Here is a 16,263-nt window from a genome sequence, read left to right as displayed (position 1 = left end):
CATTACACCCCCGGCGCGCCGCCGTTACGCGGCGGCGCCGGAGGTAAAAATGACGTTAAACGAGGAGGCCGTCGAACTCTCCGTCCTTCACCCCGAGCATGAGCGCCCGGATCTCATCGCGGGTGTAGATCAGGGCCGGCCCGTCGGGGAAACGCGAGTTGCGCATGGCGATACCCCCGTCGGGGAGCTCGGCGAGCTCCACGCAGTTGCCCTGCGAGTTGCTGTAGCGGCTCTTGCGCCAGGCCACCTGCTTGAGGTCGGCCGCGGGCATGCCGTTATACGTGTGCTTCATCTAGATCTTTCTGAGAAGACCGCCGATGAGCTCCACGGTGCCCCCTGGCGTGGTGCTCTCCACGCACAACTGCTCCATAGCGGTGAGGTACGGATCGACGTCCTCACGCTTGTCGAGGTACAGGGCACCCCAGAGCTGTTCGACGTATACGACGTCCGACAAATCGGACTCGGGAAACCGCAAGATGCTGAACGCGCCACCTTCAGCGGCGTGCATGCCGTACCTGAAGGGCATCACCTGAATGGTGATGTTGGGGAGGGCGGCGACCTCCAGCAGGTGCTGGAGCTGCTCGGCCATGATGTCTCTCCCGCCGATGGTCCTCATGAGCGTCGCTTCGTCGATGACCGCCCACAGTCGCGGGCCGTCCTTCTGGGTGAAGCGCTCCTGCCGCTGTAAGCGCAGATGCACGCGGCTTTCTATCTCTTCGGAGGTTGCATCGGGGTTGCCGAGCCGGTAGACGGATCGCGCGTAGTTGGCCGTCTGCAGCAGACCGGGCACGTGCTGCACCTCGTAGGTGCGGATCACGCTCGCGGCCTCCTCCAGCCCCACATACGTGGTGAACCAACCGGGCAGGACGGACGAGTACTTGTGCCACCATCCCGGGGTGTTGGCCTCGCGGACCATCTCCAGCAGCGCTCGCCGCTCGGCGTCGTCGCTGACGCCGTACAGCGTGAGCAGGTCTTCAACGTCACGTGTCTTGAACCCGACGCGGCCGAGCTCCATCCGGCTGATCTTGGACTCGGACGCCCGGATGTGGAAGCCGGCCTGGCCGCGGTCAAGTCCGCAATCCTCGCGCAGGCGCCTCAGGCTCGCCCCGAGCATGATGCGCCGAACTGTCGAAGCTGAACCCGGCGGATCGATGGACACGTGCTGCTCCTTGGTCGATTCCTTGTCACACAGTCTGTCACTTCACGGCCGAAAGATCATGGGCCGCGGACAAGATCCCCTTTCCCGCCGATTGACCATTTGATGGCCAACCGTAGCGCGCAGCGCGTGCTTCTGCACGTGCATTCGCTCTTGCACCTGCACGATAGTTTGCCCCAGAATGATCAACGTGCAATCCACCTTGGCGCACGGCCAATGGACCACGTTCGACTGGTGGCCCCCGGTCGGCTGGTGGCCGGAGGCGGCGCGTGATCTTCTGGTGTCCGGTCCCCATGCGAGCGCCACCTTCGTACTTCCGCCCGCCGCACCCTCCGTGCACTCCGCCCGCGTCTTCACCTCCGGCACGCTGAGCGGCTGGGGTCTGCCGGAACTGGCCGAGAACATGGAGCTGGTCGTCTCCGAGCTGGCGACCAACGCCCTGCGGCACGGCCTGCGGCTCAACGAGCCCCAGTGCCGGCGCCCCGTCCACATGTCGCTGGTACGGCGCGGCCCCCTGGTCACCTGCGCGTTCACCGACCCGGGCTCGTCCGTCCCGGTCCTGCGCTACCCGGGTCCCCTCGACGCCGGCGGACTGGGCCTGCACATCGTCGACTCGCTCAGCATGCGCTGGGGATGGTCCGCGCTGGCCCCGCACGGGAAGATCGTCTGGGCAGTCCTGTCCTGACAGCCCCATCCCGGCGGGTCATCTGCACTACCGTGGTTGGTCATGGCTCACGGTGAGTCCCGCGCGACCCCATGAGAGTGCTGACAGATGGATGATCACCTGCTCGGCTGGCTCCGAACACTCGACGAAGACAGGCTCGGCCGTGTCCTGGCCAACCGGCCCGACGCCATCGCTCCCCCGTGGCCGCGCCGCCTCGACATGCTGGCGCAGCGCCTCGGCAACGGCTTCGCCGTCATGGAGTCGATGCGCGGCCTTCCCCTGCCCTGCCTCGAACTCGCCCAGGCCTGCCTGGTGATCCACGCGCCCACGCCCGGCACCGTCTCCGCGCTGCTCGGCGCGCCGGTCGAGGAGACCACGCCCTGGCTCGACTGCCTCTACGACCACGCGCTGGCCTGGCCCGACGGCGAGGGCGTCATCCACCTGTCGGAGGCGGTCTCGCGCTGGTGGGCCGCCCCGCTCGGCCTGGGCGAGCCGCTCGACCACTACCTCAACTCCTGGACGATCAGCAACGACGCGCTGCGCGCCATGGCCCGGAGCCTGGGCGTGCCGCCCCACGGCAACAAGCGCCGCACAATCGTGCGGGCGACCGAGGTCCTGGCCGACCCGGCCCGCATGGAGGCCATGCTGGCCAGCGCCCCCGAGGGCACCAGGCAGCTGCTGGAGTCCTTCGCCTGGGACGGTCCCGTGCGCGGCGTCGAGGGCGGCCGCTTCGTGCTGCCCGGCACCCCGGAGAAGTGGGCCGCCGACCACGGCCTGCTCTACCGCCCCCGCTGGGACCTGGCGGAGATGCCCCGCGAGGTGGCCCTGTGCCTGCGCGGCCCCGACTACCACCCGCCCTTCACCCCGCACCCGCCCGAGGTGGCCACCATCCCGATCGACCCGGCCGAGGTCGACCACCTGATGACGCTGGCCGCCCCGCACGTGGTCGAGCGCTGCGCGGCCATTCTCGACAACACCTCCAAGACGCCGCTGCCGCTGCTGAAGACCGGCGGCGTCGGCGTGCGCGAGGTGCGCAGGGTGGCCAAGGAGACCGGCTGCGACGAGGACGAGACCCGGCTGCTGCTGGAGGTCTGCGCGGTCTCCCGGCTGCTGGCCTGGGACGAGCAGTCGGGCGGCATGGTGCCCACCGACCGCTTCGACCGCTGGCGCCTCGACGAGGGCTCGGCCCGGCTGCGGGTACTGCTGTCGGCCTGGTGGCGGATGGAACGCTCGTCGCTGCGGAAGATCGACGGCAAGTACGGCACCGTGCTCGGCGACGACCCGTCCGGCTCCTCCGTGGCGAGGGTGCGCAGGGCCGTGCTGACCGGCCTGGCCCACCTGCCCTCCGGCACCGCCTTCGCCGACCGGGGCAGCCTGGTGCGTAACGTGCACTGGCACGCGCCCCTGCTCGACCAGGCGCTGCTGGCCGAGTGCGCGGCCGGGGTGATCGACGAGGCGAGGCTGCTCGGCCTGCTGGCCAACGACGGCCTGACCGACCTCGGCCGGGCCCTCGCCGGTCTGGCCGCCCAGGCCGGGGACGAGAACGACGACTCCGTTCCGCTGGTCGAGCACGATCCGGTGCTGGTCGGCGCGTCCACCCGGGCCCTGGCCAGCGTGCGCAGGAGCGCGCTGTTCGGCCCCGACCTCACCGCCGTGGTGACCGGGCCGCCCTCCTCGGAGCTGGCCGCGCTGCTCGACCGGGTCGCCGAGCGGGAGTCCAGGGGCGCCGCCTCGGTGTGGCGCTTCACCACCGAGAGCGTGCGCCGCGCCCTCGACGACGGCTACGAGGCCGACGAGTTGCTGGAGGAGCTGAGCGGCGTGGGCTCCATCCCGCAGCCGCTGGAGTACATGGTCCGCGACGTGGCCAGGCGCCACGGCGAGGTGACGGTGACCTCGGTCGGCTGCATCGTGCAGGCCGGCGACCCGGCGCTGCTGGCCGAGATCGCCGGGCACCGCCGCCTGGCCAGGCTGGGGCTGCGGCTGCTCGCGCCCACCGTGCTGGTCAGCTCGGAGCCGGCCGAGCGCACCCTGGCCGTGCTGCGCGAGCACGGCTACTCCCCCGTGCCGGTGGCCGACACCGGCGAGATCGCCATCCGGCGCACCCGCGTCGAGGAGCGCCAGGGCGGCAAGCTCATCCTGCTGCCCGGCGGCCAGGTCGCCGAACTGTCGGAGATGGACGACCCGGCCCACCTCATCCCCGAGCCGGGGCCCGACCCGCACGAGCACGCCAGGCGGCTGGTCGCCTCCTCCACGCAGAACGGCCAGGCCGGGCGCACGTGGGCGGTCATCGGCCGGATGGCCTCCCGGCTGCCCACCGCGCAGCAGTCGCTGCTCGGCTTCGTGGTCGACCGCGGGGTGCGGGCCGGGATCACGCTCACCGACGGGCTGACCGCCACGATCAGCCACGGGGAACTGCGCGGCAGCGCGCTCGACGCGTGGTGCGAGGAGGCCGGCGACTACCTGGAGTTCCCGCTGGCCGAGATCGTCGAGGTCAGGGCGACGTACTAGCCAGGGATCCGGCCAGGTCCAGCGCCGCCTGGCGGGCTCTGGGCTCGCCGTACTCCTGCTTGAGTATGTTCGCCAGTTCGCCGCCGACGGCGGCGAGCATGAGGTGGGCCAGCGCCTCGGCGTCGGCGCCCGGACGGGCTTCGGTCAGCAGGATGGCGACGTGGCGGTGCCAGAAGCGGTACGCGCCGATGCGGTAGCGGGCGCCGGGGCTGGCGGTCTCCGACATGCGCACCAGGTCGAGGTGGGCGAACAGGTAGTCCAGGTACGCGGCGGCGAAGGCGGCCAGGCGCTCGGCGGCGGGCGCGCCGGGGCCCAGGGGCGGCGGGCCCGACAGGATGCGCTCCTGCAACTCCTGCTCCCGCCGGTCGAGCAGCGCCACCGCCAAGCCCGACTTGTCGCCGAACCGGCGGAACAACGTGCCCTTTCCCACGCCCGCCTCGGCCGCGATCGTGTCCATGGAGACCGCCTCGACGCCCTTCTCCGCGAACAGGCGGGCCGCGGCCTTGAGGACCTTCTCCCTGTTCCTGGCCGCGTCGGCGCGTTCGGCGACCGGGCGGGCGCGCAGGATCTCCAGCGTCTCACTTGACGAAGCGGACTGCGGTCCGCTAGTTTTCGAGCCATCCACGAAACGGACTGTAGTCCATTTACTCTGGAGGTCGCAATGACCGCGCTCATCTCCCGCGAAGAGCTCAAGACCGCGATTGAGGACGGCTCCGTGACCGTGCTCGACGCGCTGGGCGGGCAGTACTACGAGCAGCAGCACCTGCCCGGCGCGATCGCGCTGGTCGAGGGCGAGGTGAACGAGCGCGCGGCCGGGCTGCTGCCCGACCGCGACGCCGCGATCGTCACCTACTGCTCCAACCCGGCCTGCGGCAACAGCCAGGCCGTCGCCAACCGGCTGGAGGCGCTCGGCTACACCAACGTCCGCAAGTACCGCGAGGGCATCCAGGACTGGGTCGAGGCCGGGCTCCCGGTCGAGTCCGGGGTGCTCGCCTGACTCAGAGCGTGCCGCACCGGCGCAGGGTGAGCAGGGCGAGCGCGCGTGTCACCTCGCGCACCTCGGCCAGCTCGACCTGCTCCCTCGGGGCGTGCGCGAAGGCCACGTCGCCCGGCCCGTAGTGGAGCGAGGGGATCCCGCCGCCGTTGTACAGGCGCAGATCGCTCCCGTACGGCGCCGCCGTCTCCGGGGGCCCGGCCCCGCGCACGGCGGCCACGGCGGAGGTGACCTCGGCCAGCAGCGGGTGGCCGGCCGGCAGCCGCCCGCTCGCGAACTGCCCGCCCGGCCAGGTGACGACGGGCGGGTTGGCCCGCAGCCACGGGTCGGCGGCGGCCAGCACCGCCTCCTCGAACGCCTCGCGCGCCTCGGCCGGATCCTCATCCAGCCGCACGCCCATCCGCCCCTCGGCCACCAGCAGGTCCGGCACGCTGCTGGCCCAGTCGCCGGCCCGCACCGTCCCGACCTCGATCGGGTACGGCATGCGGTTGCCGTCGAAGATGACCGGCAGGTTCCGGTTCCGCTCGGCCTCCAGGCGCCGGATCGCCTGGAACACCGGCCAGAACACCTCGATCGCGCTGACCCCCTCGTACCGGGTGGCCCCGTGCGCGGCGCGACCGGCCAGTTCCAGCCGGAAGGTGAGCGCGCCGGCGTTGGCCGTGATCACCGCGCCGCTGGTCGGCTCGGTGATCACCGCGGCCTCGCCGGTGTGGCCCCTGGCCAGGGTGGCGAAGGCGCCCAGGCCGCCGTCCTCCTCGCTGACCACGCAGTGGACGGCCAGCGGCCTGGCCAGCCGTACCCCCGAGCGGTGGAGCGCGCGGACCACGGCCAGGTTGACGGCCACGCCCGCCTTCATGTCGCAGGCGCCGCGGCCGTGCAGGGTGTCGCCGGTGATGCGGGCGGCGAAGGGGTCGCTGCCCGCCCACTTGGCCAGGTCGCCGGTGGGGACGACGTCCGCGTGGCCCTGCAGGATCAGCGCGGGCGGGCCCTCGCCGGAGGTGGTGCCCACGACGCCGTAGCCCTCGGCGCGCGGGGCCTCGGTGCCGGGGAAGCCGTCGCGGGCGCGCAGGTCGTCGAGGTCGAGTTTCCAGACGTCGACGTCCATGTCCGCTTCGGTGAGCAGGCGGGCGAAGCGGTGCTGCAGGTCGGACTCGGCGTCGGTGCCGGTCACGCTCGGGATCCTGACCGCTTCGGCCAGCAGGTTCACGGTGTCCGCGTCGTCGATGGCGTCCAGGACGCGGGCTTCCACATCACGCATACGGTGAACCGTATCCGGCTTGTCCGGCAATACAGCCATGTGATGTGGATTCTGGTGGTTCCCTTCGCGGGGTGGGCGGTGTTGCGGGTGGCCGGAGTGGTGCCCGCCTGGCCGTGGGTGCCGCTGGTGGCGTTCACGCCGTATGTGGCGATCGTGTCGGTGGTGCCGCTGGCGCTGGCCGCCGCGCGGCGGCGGTGGGCGGCGGCCGGGGTGGCCGCGGTCAGCTGCCTGGCCCTTGCCGGGAGCGTGCTGCCCCGTCAACTGCCCGAGGCCAACCCGCCTGCCACGGGCGCGCGGCTGCGGGTGCTGGCCGTCAACCTGCGCGTGGGCCAGGCCGAGCCCGAAGCCCTCGTCGCGCTGGTACGGCGGCTGCGTCCCGACGTGCTGACGCTGCAGGAGTTCACGGCGGAGTCCCGCGAGCGGGTCGATTCCGCGGGGCTTGGCGGGCTGCTGCCGCATCGGGTGGACCGTTCGGCGCCTGGGGCCAGCGGGTCGGCCGTCTACGCGCGGTATCCGGTGACCGAGCTGCCGATGATCGCGTACGGGGACTTCCGGCAGACCCGGGCTACGGTGACCGTGTCGGGTGTCGCGGTCGAGGTTGTGTCTGTTCATCCTTGCGCGCCCCGGTACGACGGGCGGGTCACCTGCTGGCGTGAGGGCCTCGACGCCCTGCCACGGGCCGGGGACGGGCTGCGGGTGCTGGCCGGCGACTTCAACGCCACCCTCGACCATCCGCCCATGCGCACCCTGCTGACGTCCGGCTACCGGGACGCCGCCGACGTGACCGGGCAGGGGTTCACGCACACGTGGCCGGTCGTGGGGTGGAAGTATCTGCCCGGCGTGCAGATCGACCACGTCCTGGCCTCGCGGGAGATCGCGGTGACCGGGTTCAGCGTCCACGACCTGCCCGGCACCGACCATCGGCCCGTCTTCGCCGGCCTCCGGCTTCCCTAGGCGGATCAGGCGGCGGCTATGCGGACGTCGGTGAAGCGGAGCGGGAAACCCTTGCCCACCGGGGCCGCGGCCATCGCGCCGGCCAGGACCGGGGCCTCCGGCGGGAAGTAGGCCACGCGTAACAGGTGTTCCGGGGGTTCGCCGGCCAGGCCGTACCGGATGCTGACCGCGTCGCCCACCCGGTCCAGCTCGAAGGTGACACCGTCCGGGCTCTCGTGCAACGGCAGCATCGAGGCGTCGGAGTAGTCGCGGGTCACCACCGTGGCCAGCGAGAACACCCCGTCGGCGAACTCCACGCCCGCCTTGATCCAGGTCGTCTCGTCGATCCGCAGGACGGCGCCGGCCTGGTCGTGCTGCTCGGAGTACTCGCCGGTGAAGGTGACCGAGAGCCGCAGGTCGCCGTTCTGCGTGCGGCCGAAGACGTGGGCGTTGTCGAAGGTGTAGCCGTAGCGGGTGCGCCGCCACAGATCCGTGCCGCCGTCGCAGAACAGGGTCAGGCCGTCGTCGGCGGTCCACTCGCGGGGAGGGTTCAGCCACTGCCAGCCCGTGGCGCCGAAGGCCATGATCATGTTTTTATCCTGCCACGATCCTCCGACCGTAGTAAGCGGGCAGGTCTGTCCAACCGGGGCCGTCACTGAGGTGGACCGTTCCCGCCAGCCTGGCCGCCTTCCGCAACGTCGCCACCCGGACCCGCTCGCCCACCCCGTGGATCAGATGGCAGAAGCGGCCGCGCGCCAGCGCCCTCGCCCAGGCGGGCTCCCTGATCGCGCGATAGGCGGCCAGCGGGCCCTCGAACGTCACCAGCACATCCGCCAGCGCCGCGTAGCCGGGGTCGGGGTAGACGCCCGGGTTGAGGACGATCGTGCCTCGGACGCCGTCGACGATCTCGCGGTAGTGCTCCAGGCGGTCGGCGTCGGCTGCGACCTGGTCGAGGAAGACGCCGCGCAGGCCGTACCAGGACCTGATCCTGCGCAGGTCGGCGCGCACCTCAGCCGCGGCGCGCAGCCCGAAGTCGGTGTCCACCCGCGCCAGCACCTCGCTGCCCGCCGCGACCAGCCTGCCCACGATCGGCGCGTAGGCGGCCTCGCGCTCCTCACCGAGATCAAGCACCACCAGCCTCGGCGGTACGGCCAGCAGCCGCCGCCACGTGTCCGCCGCCTCCCCCGGGTGAAAATAGGCCGGCACACAGGCCCCGACCAGTGCCTCCCCGACCTCCAGCAAGCGCACTTCCTCCTGCTCACCCACCCGTCCCCCACCTCTCCCCAAAACCGCCCCACTCCTCCGCAAACCAGCCCCACCCCGAGACTCCGCCCCGACCACCCCACGTCCCAACTCCGGCCAGCCCCCGCCCGCCACATGCCCCGGCTCGGCCCCAAGCTCAGGCCGGGTCTCGACAGCACCATGCCTGGGCTCTGGCCGGGTCTCGACAGCACCGTGCTTCCGACCGGCCCCGGGCTCCGGCCGGGTCTCGACCGGCCTGTGCCCGTGAGACCACGGCTCTCCGGGTTTCGCATGGCCGGACAGCCATGGCTCGCCCGACCTTTCGCGGGTGCCCGGCGTCACGTGCACGTCCGGGCTGCCGGGTGTCGTGGGCGTTGTGTGGCCGGGTGGTGTGTTGCCCGGTGTCCAGTCCCGTGCCGCGTTGCCGCTCATGCCCGCCCCTTGCCGATCCGGTGACCGCTCATGGTTTTCCGCTCTCCACCGGCCGGGCCGGGACGTTCAGGGCCGACCACAACGTCTGGAGCGAGTCGCGCAGCGTCGTGCGCGGCCGCCAGCCCAGGGAGTCGGCCGCGCGGGTGATGTCGGCGCACTGCCATGGAACGGCGGGCGAGCCCTGCCCGCCGGGCAGCACGCGGGCGCCGGGCCTGGCGACCTCCACGAGGGTCGAGACCAGGTCGTGGACGGGGGTGGCGCGCCCGCTGCCGATGTTGAGCACCGGCGGCAGCGGCCCGTCGGCCCTGGCGGCCATCGCCACCGCCTCGGCTACGTCGCGCACGTCCACGAAGTCGCGGTAGACGTCCTGGCCGCCGACGACCAGGTCGCCGCCGTCGCGCAGGGCGAGGACGAGTTTGGTGGGCAGCGTGGCGGGCGGCGCGCCGGGTCCGATGACGTTGAAGACGCGCAGGACCGAGGCGTCGAGGCCGTCGGCGGCGGCCGCGCGGACGAGTTCGGTCCCGGCCAGCTTGGCCAGGCCGTACGCGCCGATGGGGTCGCAGGGGGCGTCCTCGGAGATGGGCGGGCCCATGGGCACCCGGCCGTATTCGGCGGCGCTGCCCACCTGCACGTACTTCGCCCTCGGGGCCGCCACGGCGAGCGTGGCCAGCAGGCGGGCGACGGCTACGACGTTGTCCTTGGCCAGGGTGGCCGGGTCGCCGCCGGTGGCTCCGGCGCAGTTGATCACGACGTCGGGGGCGATCTCGTACATGAGCCCGGTCAGCTTGGCGTGCCCCGAGGCGGCCAGATCGATCCGGCCGCGCGGGACGGCGACGACGTTCCGCTCCCCCAGCGCGGCCCGCACGTGCCGACCGATGAATCCGGCGGCGCCGAACATCACGATCACCGCGAGCCGCTCCCCATATCACCACAACCCCGCACTCAGCCAGATGCCCCCCTTGACACCGCGGCTGAGCAAGTTATAGCCGAGCTCCGGGAAGGCCCGCCGGAGGTTCCCGCAAACCAGGCTCTGACCTGCGCAAACACCATCCACCGACATTTCCGCAAATTTCGCGCGAAAGGCCTCAAGCGGCAAATGTCCCCCGGCCGGAGCGCCAGACCGTCCGGGGCATGCGGGCGGGCCGAGGTTCCCGATGGACGTAAACTGCGGATGTGGCAGAACCGAAGTTCGAGATCCAGATGCTCCACGACCGGGTGCTGATCCGGCTGGAGCGCGAGGCCGAAGAGCGGCGCAGCGGAGCGGGGATCGTCATCCCGGCGACGGTCAAGCTCGCCAACCGGCTGGCCTGGGGCCAGGTCTGCGGCGTGGGCGCGAGCGCGCGCACGGTCAAGGTCGGCGACAAGGTCCTGCTCAACCCGGAGGAGCAGTTCGAGGTCGAACTGCACGCCCAGACGTACCTGGTCATGCGCGAGCGCGACCTGCACGCGGTGGCCACCACCGAAACCGACCACGGCACCGGCCTCTACCTGTAGCCACGCACCGCACGACCGGCCAGGCCCGCACCACGCACCGCGCAACCGGCCAGGCCCGCACCACGCACCGCGCAACCGGTCAAGCGCGCACCACTGACCGCGCCACCTGCCAGCCGCGCACCGGTGACGGCGCGACCGGTCAGGTGCGGATCACTGGTCGCGGACGAAGTGCAGCCAGAGGTCGCCGCGCCACGTCTTGGCGGGAACCCCGGCGAGCACGCGCTTGGTCTTGCCGGTCAGGTCCAGGACCACCAGCCGGTACGCGCCCTGCCACGCCGTGACCGCGATCACGTGGCTCTCGTCCCACCACCCGAACAACGCCTCGGGCTGGGCCCGCACCCGCCGGACGATCTTCCCGCTGGCCGGGTCGACGACGCACAGTTGCTCGACGAACGACGACGGGCACCACATGGCCAACTGCCGGCCCGACGGCGAGAAGGCGTCCTCGGGTCCGGTGGGCAGCCCGATCGCGGGGAACGTCCGCACCACCTTGCCGTCGGCCGGGTTGTAGACGCGCAGGCCCGTGCCGTACTCGGCGATGAGGTTGCCGTCGGGCGTCCACCAGAAGCCCGCGCGCGCCGCGGTGCCGGTCACGGTGACCGTGCGGGCGGTGGAGGTGAGCGCGTCGACGACGGTGAACCCGGTGGTGCGCCACTTGCCGCTCACCTTCTTCTCCACGGTCAGCACGACCTTGGTGCCGTCGCGTGACCATGAGGCGTAGGAGGCGGTGAGCGGCTTCCTGACCGTGCGGATGCGGGCGGGTTTGCCGGCGACCCGGTCGGTGACGACCACCGAGTCCCAGCCGGCGCGGTAGGCGTCGGGCACCGCGGCGACCCTGCGGCCGTCGGGTGAGAGCGCGGCCTCGGAGAAGCCCTTCTGCCGGACGAAGGTGTCGCCGGTCAGCGCCCTCAGGTAGGTGCGCTTGGTGCCGAATCCGTACGAGCTGAGGCGTACCGGATCGTTGGTCTGCTCCTGGACGGTCACCCCCGTGCCGGGCAGGGGCACGTTGGCGGCCACGCCCGCAGGGGCGAGCAGCGCGATCACCGCGAAGACGCTTTTGACGAGCACGCCCGCAGATTAGACACTCCTGGGGACAAAGTCCCGCATGATGCCGAACGGGTCTAGAGGTAGTCCTTGGCCATCTGCAGGAGGTCGACGCCGAGGGTCCTGAGGCCGAAGTAGACGATCACGCCGGCGGCCGCGACGGTCACGACGGCGACCAGGATGCGGATCGTCCAGCCCTGCCGTTTGTACCACTGGGTCCAGGCGTGAAGCGTGCGCTTGCCGAACTCCAGCACCTTGTGCGCCCAGTGGAACTCGGTGGCCAGCACCGCGAGGCCGGCGAAGACGACCAGCCAGCCGGGACCGGGGAACGGCACCATGATGAGGCCGCCGATGACCATGACGGCGCCGATGACGCCGATGACGATCTTCAGCGTCAGCGCGCCGGATCGGGTGGACCTGATTCCGTCCAGCCACCCGTGTATGCCGGACCTGCGCGCCGCCTCGTCTTTGAGCTTGTCGGCGTCGCCGGTTTCGGAGTTCTGGATAGGCACGATCCCCCCGCGACTGTCGGTGTGCGAACCACGATACCGGTGCGGCTTTCATTTTCCTTGCAGGTAGATCTTCGCCTCAAAACAGGCATTGAGCGGCAAATATCGGTTAATGTCTGGCATGCCCGAGGTCATGCTTCGCACCGTCACCGGCCCCATACGCGCGGCCGCGATCACCGGTGCCGTTCTCCCCCATGAGCACCTGCGCAACGACATGCGCTGGGCGGTCGGCGTCGACTCCGACCCGCACCGCTGGCTCGACGAGGAGCGTCCCGTCACCGAGGAACTGCGCTCGCTGCGCCAGCAGGACGGGCTCGGCCTCGTCGTCGAACTCACCTGCATGGGCATGGGCCGCGACGCCGCCTCCCTGGCCCGGATCGCCGCCGGCAGCCGGGTCCCGCTCGTCGCCGCCACCGGCCTGTACGCCGAGCCGTTCGCCGACGCCCGCGACGCGAGCGTCGAGGAGCTGACCAGCCGGCTGATGAGCGAGATCACCTCCGGTCTCGACGGCACCGGCGTCTTCCCCGGCGTCATCGGCGCCGTCGGCTGCTGGGGCGAGGAGCCCACCCCGGTCGAGGAGCGCTGCCTGGTCGCCGCCGCCCGCGCCTCGCAGTCCTCGCGCCTGCCGGTCGCCACCCACGGCCAGGACCCCACCGGCGTCCTGGAGATCCTGCTCGGCCAGGGCCTGCCCGCGAACCGCGTCAGCGTCGGCTACACCGGCACCGACCTGGGCGCCGCCCGCAAGATCGCCGAGGCCGGCGCGTATGTCGGCCTGTCCTCCCTCGCCCAGGGCCCCGAGCAGGCCGCGCGCCTCGTGCTCGGCCTCATCGAGGACGGCCACGCCGAGCGGATCCTGCTCGGCTCCGGCATCAGCCGCGTCGCCCAACTCCAGCGCTACGAAGGTCCCGGCTACGCGCACCTGTTCCACGCGCTGCTGCCCCGGCTGTGCGAGGCCGGCGTGCCCGACGAGACGCGCCACCTCCTCACGCACACCAACCCGCTGCGCTGGCTCACCGGGACCGGCTGACGACTGGTTAGGATCGTGGGGTGAGCAAGCTCCCCCGCCTGTCCAAGCTGAGCGACCTGCCCGCGGTCGTCGTGCTGGCGTGGGCGGGCTGGCTGGCCGTCCCGTGGTCGTTCAGCGGCCTCGCCCAGGCGCAGGCCGCCGCCGCAGAAGCCGCCGCCCAGACCGTCCCCCACGATCCGGCCCGCGTCGCCGCCGAGGTCCGCGAGGCCCCCGCCCCCGCCGAGATCCGCGCACCGACCGTGGACGCGCGCCCTCCGGCCGTGGAAACGCGTGGCGTGGAAGCGCGCGGTGCGGGCGTGGACGTGCGCGGGGGCGTTCCTGCCGACGATCCGGTACGGCAGGCCGAAACGGTCCGCCAGGCCGGGCCGTACAAGACATGGGGCATGGCGGCGCGGCGCGACGCCGTCGCGATGGAGCGGGCCAGGATCGCCGGAGAGGTGCACGACGCGGCGGGCCACGGCCTGGCGGCGATCGCCATGCAGGCGGGGCTGGCCCTGGTCACCCTCGACGAGAACCCCGAGCAGGCGCGTGCCTCACTGCTGGCCATCAAGGAGACCAGCACCCAGGCCTTGGCACACCTGCGGGCCGCGCTCGACGGCATCGAGGCCGAGGGCGATCTGCCGGGGCTGATCGACGGCGTGCGGGCGGCCGGGCTGCCGGTGGACGTCGAGCCGGCCGAGCCGAAGGTGCCCGCCGACCTGAGCGGCGCCGTCTACAAGGTGGTGCGGGAGTCGCTGACGAACGTGTTGCGCCACGCGGGCCCGACCAGGGCGCTGGTGCGGCTGTCGGCCGACCCGGGGGTTTACGTGGTGGAGGTGGCCGACCGGGGCGCGGGCTGGTCGGGCGCGGCGGAGGGCCGAGGGCTGACCGGGATGCGGGCGCGGGTGCAGTCGGCGGGCGGGCAGTTCGCCGCAGGTCCCCGTGAGGGCGGCGGCTTCCGGGTGATCGCCCGCTTCCCCAGGACCGGCGACACCGCATGACCGGGACCCCGGCGTGAACAGCGCGAACCGAGGCGACGCGTGATCCGGGTCGCGGTGGCCGACGATCAGGCGGTCGTGCGGATGGGGTTGCGGGCGCTGATCGAGCGTGAGGGCGACCTGGAGTGCGTGGGCGAGGCGGCCGACGGCGCGCAGGCGCTCAGGCTGCTCCGCGACACCCGCCCCGACGTGCTGCTGCTGGACATCCGCATGCCGGGCATGGACGGCGTCGAGACGCTCAGGGCCATCGCCGCCGACCCCGGCCTGAGCGGCACCCGGATCGTGGTGGTGACCACGTTCGCGGTCGACGAGTACGTGTTCGCCGCCCTGCAGGCGGGCGCCAGCGGCTTCGTGCTGAAGGACAGCGCCCCCGACGAGCTGGTCAGCGCGATCCGGGTGGTGGCGGCGGGCGAGGCGCTGCTGTCGCCGTCCATCACGCGCAAGGTCATCGGCATGTTCGGCCGCCACGCGGGCGCCGAGCCGGTCGCGGGCGTGGAGACGCTGACGCCGCGTGAGCGGGAGCTGGTGGCGTGGGTGGCGACCGGGCGCTCGAACGAGGAGATCGCCAGGGAGCTGGTGATCAGCCCGGACACGGTACGCACCCACGTGAGCCGGGCGATGGTGAAGCTGCACGCCCGCGACCGCGCCCAGCTGGTGGTGTTCGCGATGCGGGCGGGCCTGGCGCTGCCTACCTGAGCAGCCCTTCGTAGTTGCGCTGCTGGAGCTGGGCCTCGATCTGCTTCACGGTGTCGAGGCCGACGCCGACCATGATGAGCACGCTGGTGCCGCCGAAGGGGAAGTTCTGCTGCGTGGACGGGTCGCGCAGCAGCGCGAAGGCGACCAGCGGCAGCAGGGCGAGCACGCCGAGGTAGACGGCGCCGGGCGCGGTGAGCCGGGACAGCACGTACGACAGGTATCCGGCGGTCGGCTTGCCGGGCCGGATGCCGGGGACGAAGCCCCCGAAGCGCCGCATGTTGTCGGCCACCTCGACGGCGTTGAAGGTGATCGACACGTAGAAGTAGGCGAAGGCCACGATGAGCGCGAAGTATCCGGCCATGTACAGCGGATGGTCGCCTTCGAGGTACGGCGCCAGCCACGGCACCTGGTTGGCGAAGAGCGTCGGGATGTAGAGCAGCGAGGAGGTGAAGATGACCGGCACGATGCCCGCCTGGTTGACCTTGAGCGGGATGTAGGTGCTGGTGCCGCCGTAGGTTCTGCGGCCGACCATGCGCTTGGCGTACTGCACGGGCACGCGCCGCTGGGCCTGCTCCATGAAGACGACCGCCGCCACCAGGAAGACGCCGGAGACGAGGATGACGACGGCGGCGAAGCCGTTCATCGTGAAGATCGTCGACATGTAGGCCGGGAAGACCGCGACGACCTGCGTGAACATCAGCAGCGACATGCCGTTGCCGATCCCCCGATCGGTGATCAGCTCGCCCAGCCACATGACCGCGCAGGTGCCCGCGACCATGACGCTGACCAGCACGGCGATGCTGAGCAGGCCGTCGTCGCGCAGCACCGGCTCCTGGCAGCCGGGGAACAGCTGCCCGCTCCTGGCAAGCGCCACCACGGTGGTGGCGTTGAGCACGGCCAGCGCGACCGTGAGGTAGCGGGTGTACTGGGTGATCTTCTGCTGTTTGCCCTCCTTGCGCAGCGCGTCCAGCCTCGGGATGAGCACCGCCATGAGCTGCATGATGATGCTGGCCGTGATGTACGGCATGACGCCGAGCGCGAACACCGACAGCTTCAGCATCGCCCCGCCGCTGAACAGCTGCACCATCTCGGCCAGCCCGCCGCGGACGCTGCCGAGGCACCGCTGCACGGCGACCACGTCCACGCCCGGCGAGGGCAGGATCTGGCCCAGCCGGAACAGTGCGATCAGGCTGAGCGTGAACAGCAGCTTCCGGCGCAGATCCGCGACACGGAACGCGCGTACGAACAGGGTGAGCATGCGCCGAGTCTGGCCACGCGCCGCGTCAACGGCGTCCGACGGCAGGAGGCTGTCGGGTACGCAGATCCGCG

18 protein-coding genes are annotated in these 16,263 nt (G+C 71.8%); 8 read left to right on the top strand and 10 right to left on the bottom strand.

The window, feature by feature from the left end; all coding sequences use genetic code 11:
* Positions 1–55 precede the first annotated feature (55 nt).
* Both HNR40_RS38850 and HNR40_RS38845 read right to left on the bottom strand, forming a co-directional pair.
* A complete protein-coding gene (locus tag HNR40_RS38850) occupies positions 56–292 on the bottom strand; it encodes a DUF397 domain-containing protein (protein ID WP_184970552.1) in 237 nt (78 codons plus the stop codon).
* Positions 293–1,114 carry a Sco1979 family transcriptional regulator gene (locus HNR40_RS38845; protein WP_184970964.1) on the bottom strand — a complete coding sequence of 274 codons (822 nt, stop codon included), beginning with the start codon at positions 1,112–1,114 and terminating at the stop codon, positions 293–295.
* A 223-nt stretch (positions 1,115–1,337) separates the two neighbouring features.
* Between HNR40_RS38845 and HNR40_RS38840 the strand changes: the two genes are divergently transcribed.
* Both HNR40_RS38840 and HNR40_RS38835 read left to right on the top strand, forming a co-directional pair.
* Positions 1,338–1,841, top strand: coding sequence for an ATP-binding protein (locus tag HNR40_RS38840; RefSeq protein ID WP_184970550.1), 504 nt, complete (start codon positions 1,338–1,340; stop codon positions 1,839–1,841).
* An 87-nt stretch (positions 1,842–1,928) separates the two neighbouring features.
* Entirely contained in the window at positions 1,929–4,328 is a 2,400-nt protein-coding gene (locus HNR40_RS38835) for a helicase-associated domain-containing protein (protein WP_184970547.1), read from the top strand.
* Here HNR40_RS38835 and HNR40_RS38830 read toward each other — a convergent pair.
* A complete protein-coding gene (locus HNR40_RS38830; protein ID WP_184970545.1) occupies positions 4,312–4,953 on the bottom strand; it encodes a TetR/AcrR family transcriptional regulator in 642 nt (213 codons plus the stop codon). The genes HNR40_RS38835 and HNR40_RS38830 overlap by 17 nt on opposite strands.
* A gap of 36 nt (positions 4,954–4,989) precedes the next feature.
* Here HNR40_RS38830 and HNR40_RS38825 point away from each other — a divergent pair, with 36 nt between their 5' ends.
* Complete coding sequence (locus HNR40_RS38825; protein WP_184970543.1) at positions 4,990–5,325, top strand: rhodanese-like domain-containing protein; 336 nt, start codon at positions 4,990–4,992, stop codon at positions 5,323–5,325.
* 1 nt (position 5,326) lies between these two features.
* On the opposite strand, the gene HNR40_RS38820 is transcribed toward HNR40_RS38825, so the two are convergent.
* Positions 5,327–6,580: an ArgE/DapE family deacylase gene (locus tag HNR40_RS38820; protein WP_184970542.1), complete on the bottom strand. Its 1,254-nt coding sequence runs from the start codon at positions 6,578–6,580 to the stop codon at positions 5,327–5,329.
* Between the two features lie 42 nt (positions 6,581–6,622).
* On the opposite strand from HNR40_RS38820, the gene HNR40_RS38815 reads away from it, so the two are divergent.
* Entirely contained in the window at positions 6,623–7,534 is a 912-nt protein-coding gene (locus HNR40_RS38815; protein WP_184970540.1) for an endonuclease/exonuclease/phosphatase family protein, read from the top strand.
* Positions 7,535–7,539: 5 nt separating this feature from the next.
* On the opposite strand, the gene HNR40_RS38810 is transcribed toward HNR40_RS38815, so the two are convergent.
* The 3 genes from HNR40_RS38810 to HNR40_RS38800 form a co-directional block, all read right to left on the bottom strand.
* Positions 7,540–8,103, bottom strand: a complete 564-nt coding sequence (locus HNR40_RS38810; protein ID WP_184970538.1) for a DUF1349 domain-containing protein — start codon at positions 8,101–8,103, stop codon at positions 7,540–7,542.
* Positions 8,104–8,107: 4 nt separating this feature from the next.
* Positions 8,108–8,779, bottom strand: coding sequence for a spherulation-specific family 4 protein (locus HNR40_RS57555; protein WP_184970537.1), 672 nt, complete (start codon positions 8,777–8,779; stop codon positions 8,108–8,110).
* A gap of 436 nt (positions 8,780–9,215) precedes the next feature.
* Entirely contained in the window at positions 9,216–10,085 is an 870-nt protein-coding gene (locus HNR40_RS38800) for an NAD-dependent epimerase/dehydratase family protein (protein WP_184970962.1), read from the bottom strand.
* Between the two features lie 275 nt (positions 10,086–10,360).
* Between HNR40_RS38800 and HNR40_RS38795 the strand changes: the two genes are divergently transcribed.
* The gene (locus HNR40_RS38795; RefSeq protein WP_184970536.1) at positions 10,361–10,681 is read left to right on the top strand and encodes a GroES family chaperonin; all 321 of its coding nucleotides are present in this window, start codon (positions 10,361–10,363) and stop codon (positions 10,679–10,681) included.
* A 150-nt stretch (positions 10,682–10,831) separates the two neighbouring features.
* Here the strand turns inward: HNR40_RS38795 and HNR40_RS38790 are convergent, their stop codons facing one another.
* Entirely contained in the window at positions 10,832–11,749 is a 918-nt protein-coding gene (locus HNR40_RS38790) for a hypothetical protein (protein WP_184970535.1), read from the bottom strand.
* A gap of 53 nt (positions 11,750–11,802) precedes the next feature.
* Positions 11,803–12,237: a TIGR02611 family protein gene (locus tag HNR40_RS38785; RefSeq protein ID WP_184970534.1), complete on the bottom strand. Its 435-nt coding sequence runs from the start codon at positions 12,235–12,237 to the stop codon at positions 11,803–11,805.
* A gap of 118 nt (positions 12,238–12,355) precedes the next feature.
* On the opposite strand from HNR40_RS38785, the gene HNR40_RS38780 reads away from it, so the two are divergent.
* The 3 genes from HNR40_RS38780 to HNR40_RS38770 are packed head-to-tail and all read left to right on the top strand — an operon-like array spanning position 12,356 to position 14,934.
* On the top strand, positions 12,356–13,261 hold the full coding sequence (locus HNR40_RS38780; protein ID WP_184970533.1) for a phosphotriesterase family protein: 906 nt from the start codon (positions 12,356–12,358) through the stop codon (positions 13,259–13,261).
* 20 nt (positions 13,262–13,281) lie between these two features.
* Positions 13,282–14,241, top strand: coding sequence for a sensor histidine kinase (locus HNR40_RS57550; RefSeq protein WP_184970532.1), 960 nt, complete (start codon positions 13,282–13,284; stop codon positions 14,239–14,241).
* Between the two features lie 39 nt (positions 14,242–14,280).
* Positions 14,281–14,934, top strand: a complete 654-nt coding sequence (locus tag HNR40_RS38770) for a response regulator (protein ID WP_184970530.1) — start codon at positions 14,281–14,283, stop codon at positions 14,932–14,934.
* Here HNR40_RS38770 and secY read toward each other — a convergent pair.
* Positions 14,927–16,192, bottom strand: coding sequence for a preprotein translocase subunit SecY (gene secY / locus HNR40_RS38765; protein ID WP_184970528.1), 1,266 nt, complete (start codon positions 16,190–16,192; stop codon positions 14,927–14,929). The two genes, HNR40_RS38770 and secY, sit on opposite strands and share 8 nt — an antisense overlap.
* Between the last annotated feature and the right edge of the window lie 71 nt (positions 16,193–16,263).

It is taken from the genome of Nonomuraea endophytica (assembly GCF_014203235.1).
Lineage (GTDB): Bacteria > Actinomycetota > Actinomycetes > Streptosporangiales > Streptosporangiaceae > Nonomuraea > Nonomuraea endophytica.
The sequence above is the reverse complement of the archived record's forward strand: the minus strand, read 5'-3'. Positions and strand labels throughout refer to the sequence as shown.

What these genes read in the sequence shown, in the direction of transcription:
- HNR40_RS38850 (WP_184970552.1), bottom strand. Translation starts at nt 292, where the DNA reads ATGAAGCACACGTATAACGGCATGCCCGCGGCCGACCTCAAGCAGGTG.
- secY (WP_184970528.1), bottom strand. Translation starts at nt 16,192, where the DNA reads ATGCTCACCCTGTTCGTACGCGCGTTCCGTGTCGCGGATCTGCGCCGG.
- HNR40_RS38825 (WP_184970543.1), top strand. Translation starts at nt 4,990, where the DNA reads ATGACCGCGCTCATCTCCCGCGAAGAGCTCAAGACCGCGATTGAGGAC.
- HNR40_RS38800 (WP_184970962.1), bottom strand. Translation starts at nt 10,085, where the DNA reads ATGTTCGGCGCCGCCGGATTCATCGGTCGGCACGTGCGGGCCGCGCTG.
- HNR40_RS38845 (WP_184970964.1), bottom strand. Translation starts at nt 1,114, where the DNA reads ATGCTCGGGGCGAGCCTGAGGCGCCTGCGCGAGGATTGCGGACTTGAC.
- HNR40_RS38840 (WP_184970550.1), top strand. Translation starts at nt 1,338, where the DNA reads ATGATCAACGTGCAATCCACCTTGGCGCACGGCCAATGGACCACGTTC.
- HNR40_RS38810 (WP_184970538.1), bottom strand. Translation starts at nt 8,103, where the DNA reads ATGATCATGGCCTTCGGCGCCACGGGCTGGCAGTGGCTGAACCCTCCC.
- HNR40_RS38835 (WP_184970547.1), top strand. Translation starts at nt 1,929, where the DNA reads ATGGATGATCACCTGCTCGGCTGGCTCCGAACACTCGACGAAGACAGG.
- HNR40_RS38780 (WP_184970533.1), top strand. Translation starts at nt 12,356, where the DNA reads ATGCCCGAGGTCATGCTTCGCACCGTCACCGGCCCCATACGCGCGGCC.
- HNR40_RS38820 (WP_184970542.1), bottom strand. Translation starts at nt 6,580, where the DNA reads ATGCGTGATGTGGAAGCCCGCGTCCTGGACGCCATCGACGACGCGGAC.
- HNR40_RS38815 (WP_184970540.1), top strand. Translation starts at nt 6,623, where the DNA reads ATGTGGATTCTGGTGGTTCCCTTCGCGGGGTGGGCGGTGTTGCGGGTG.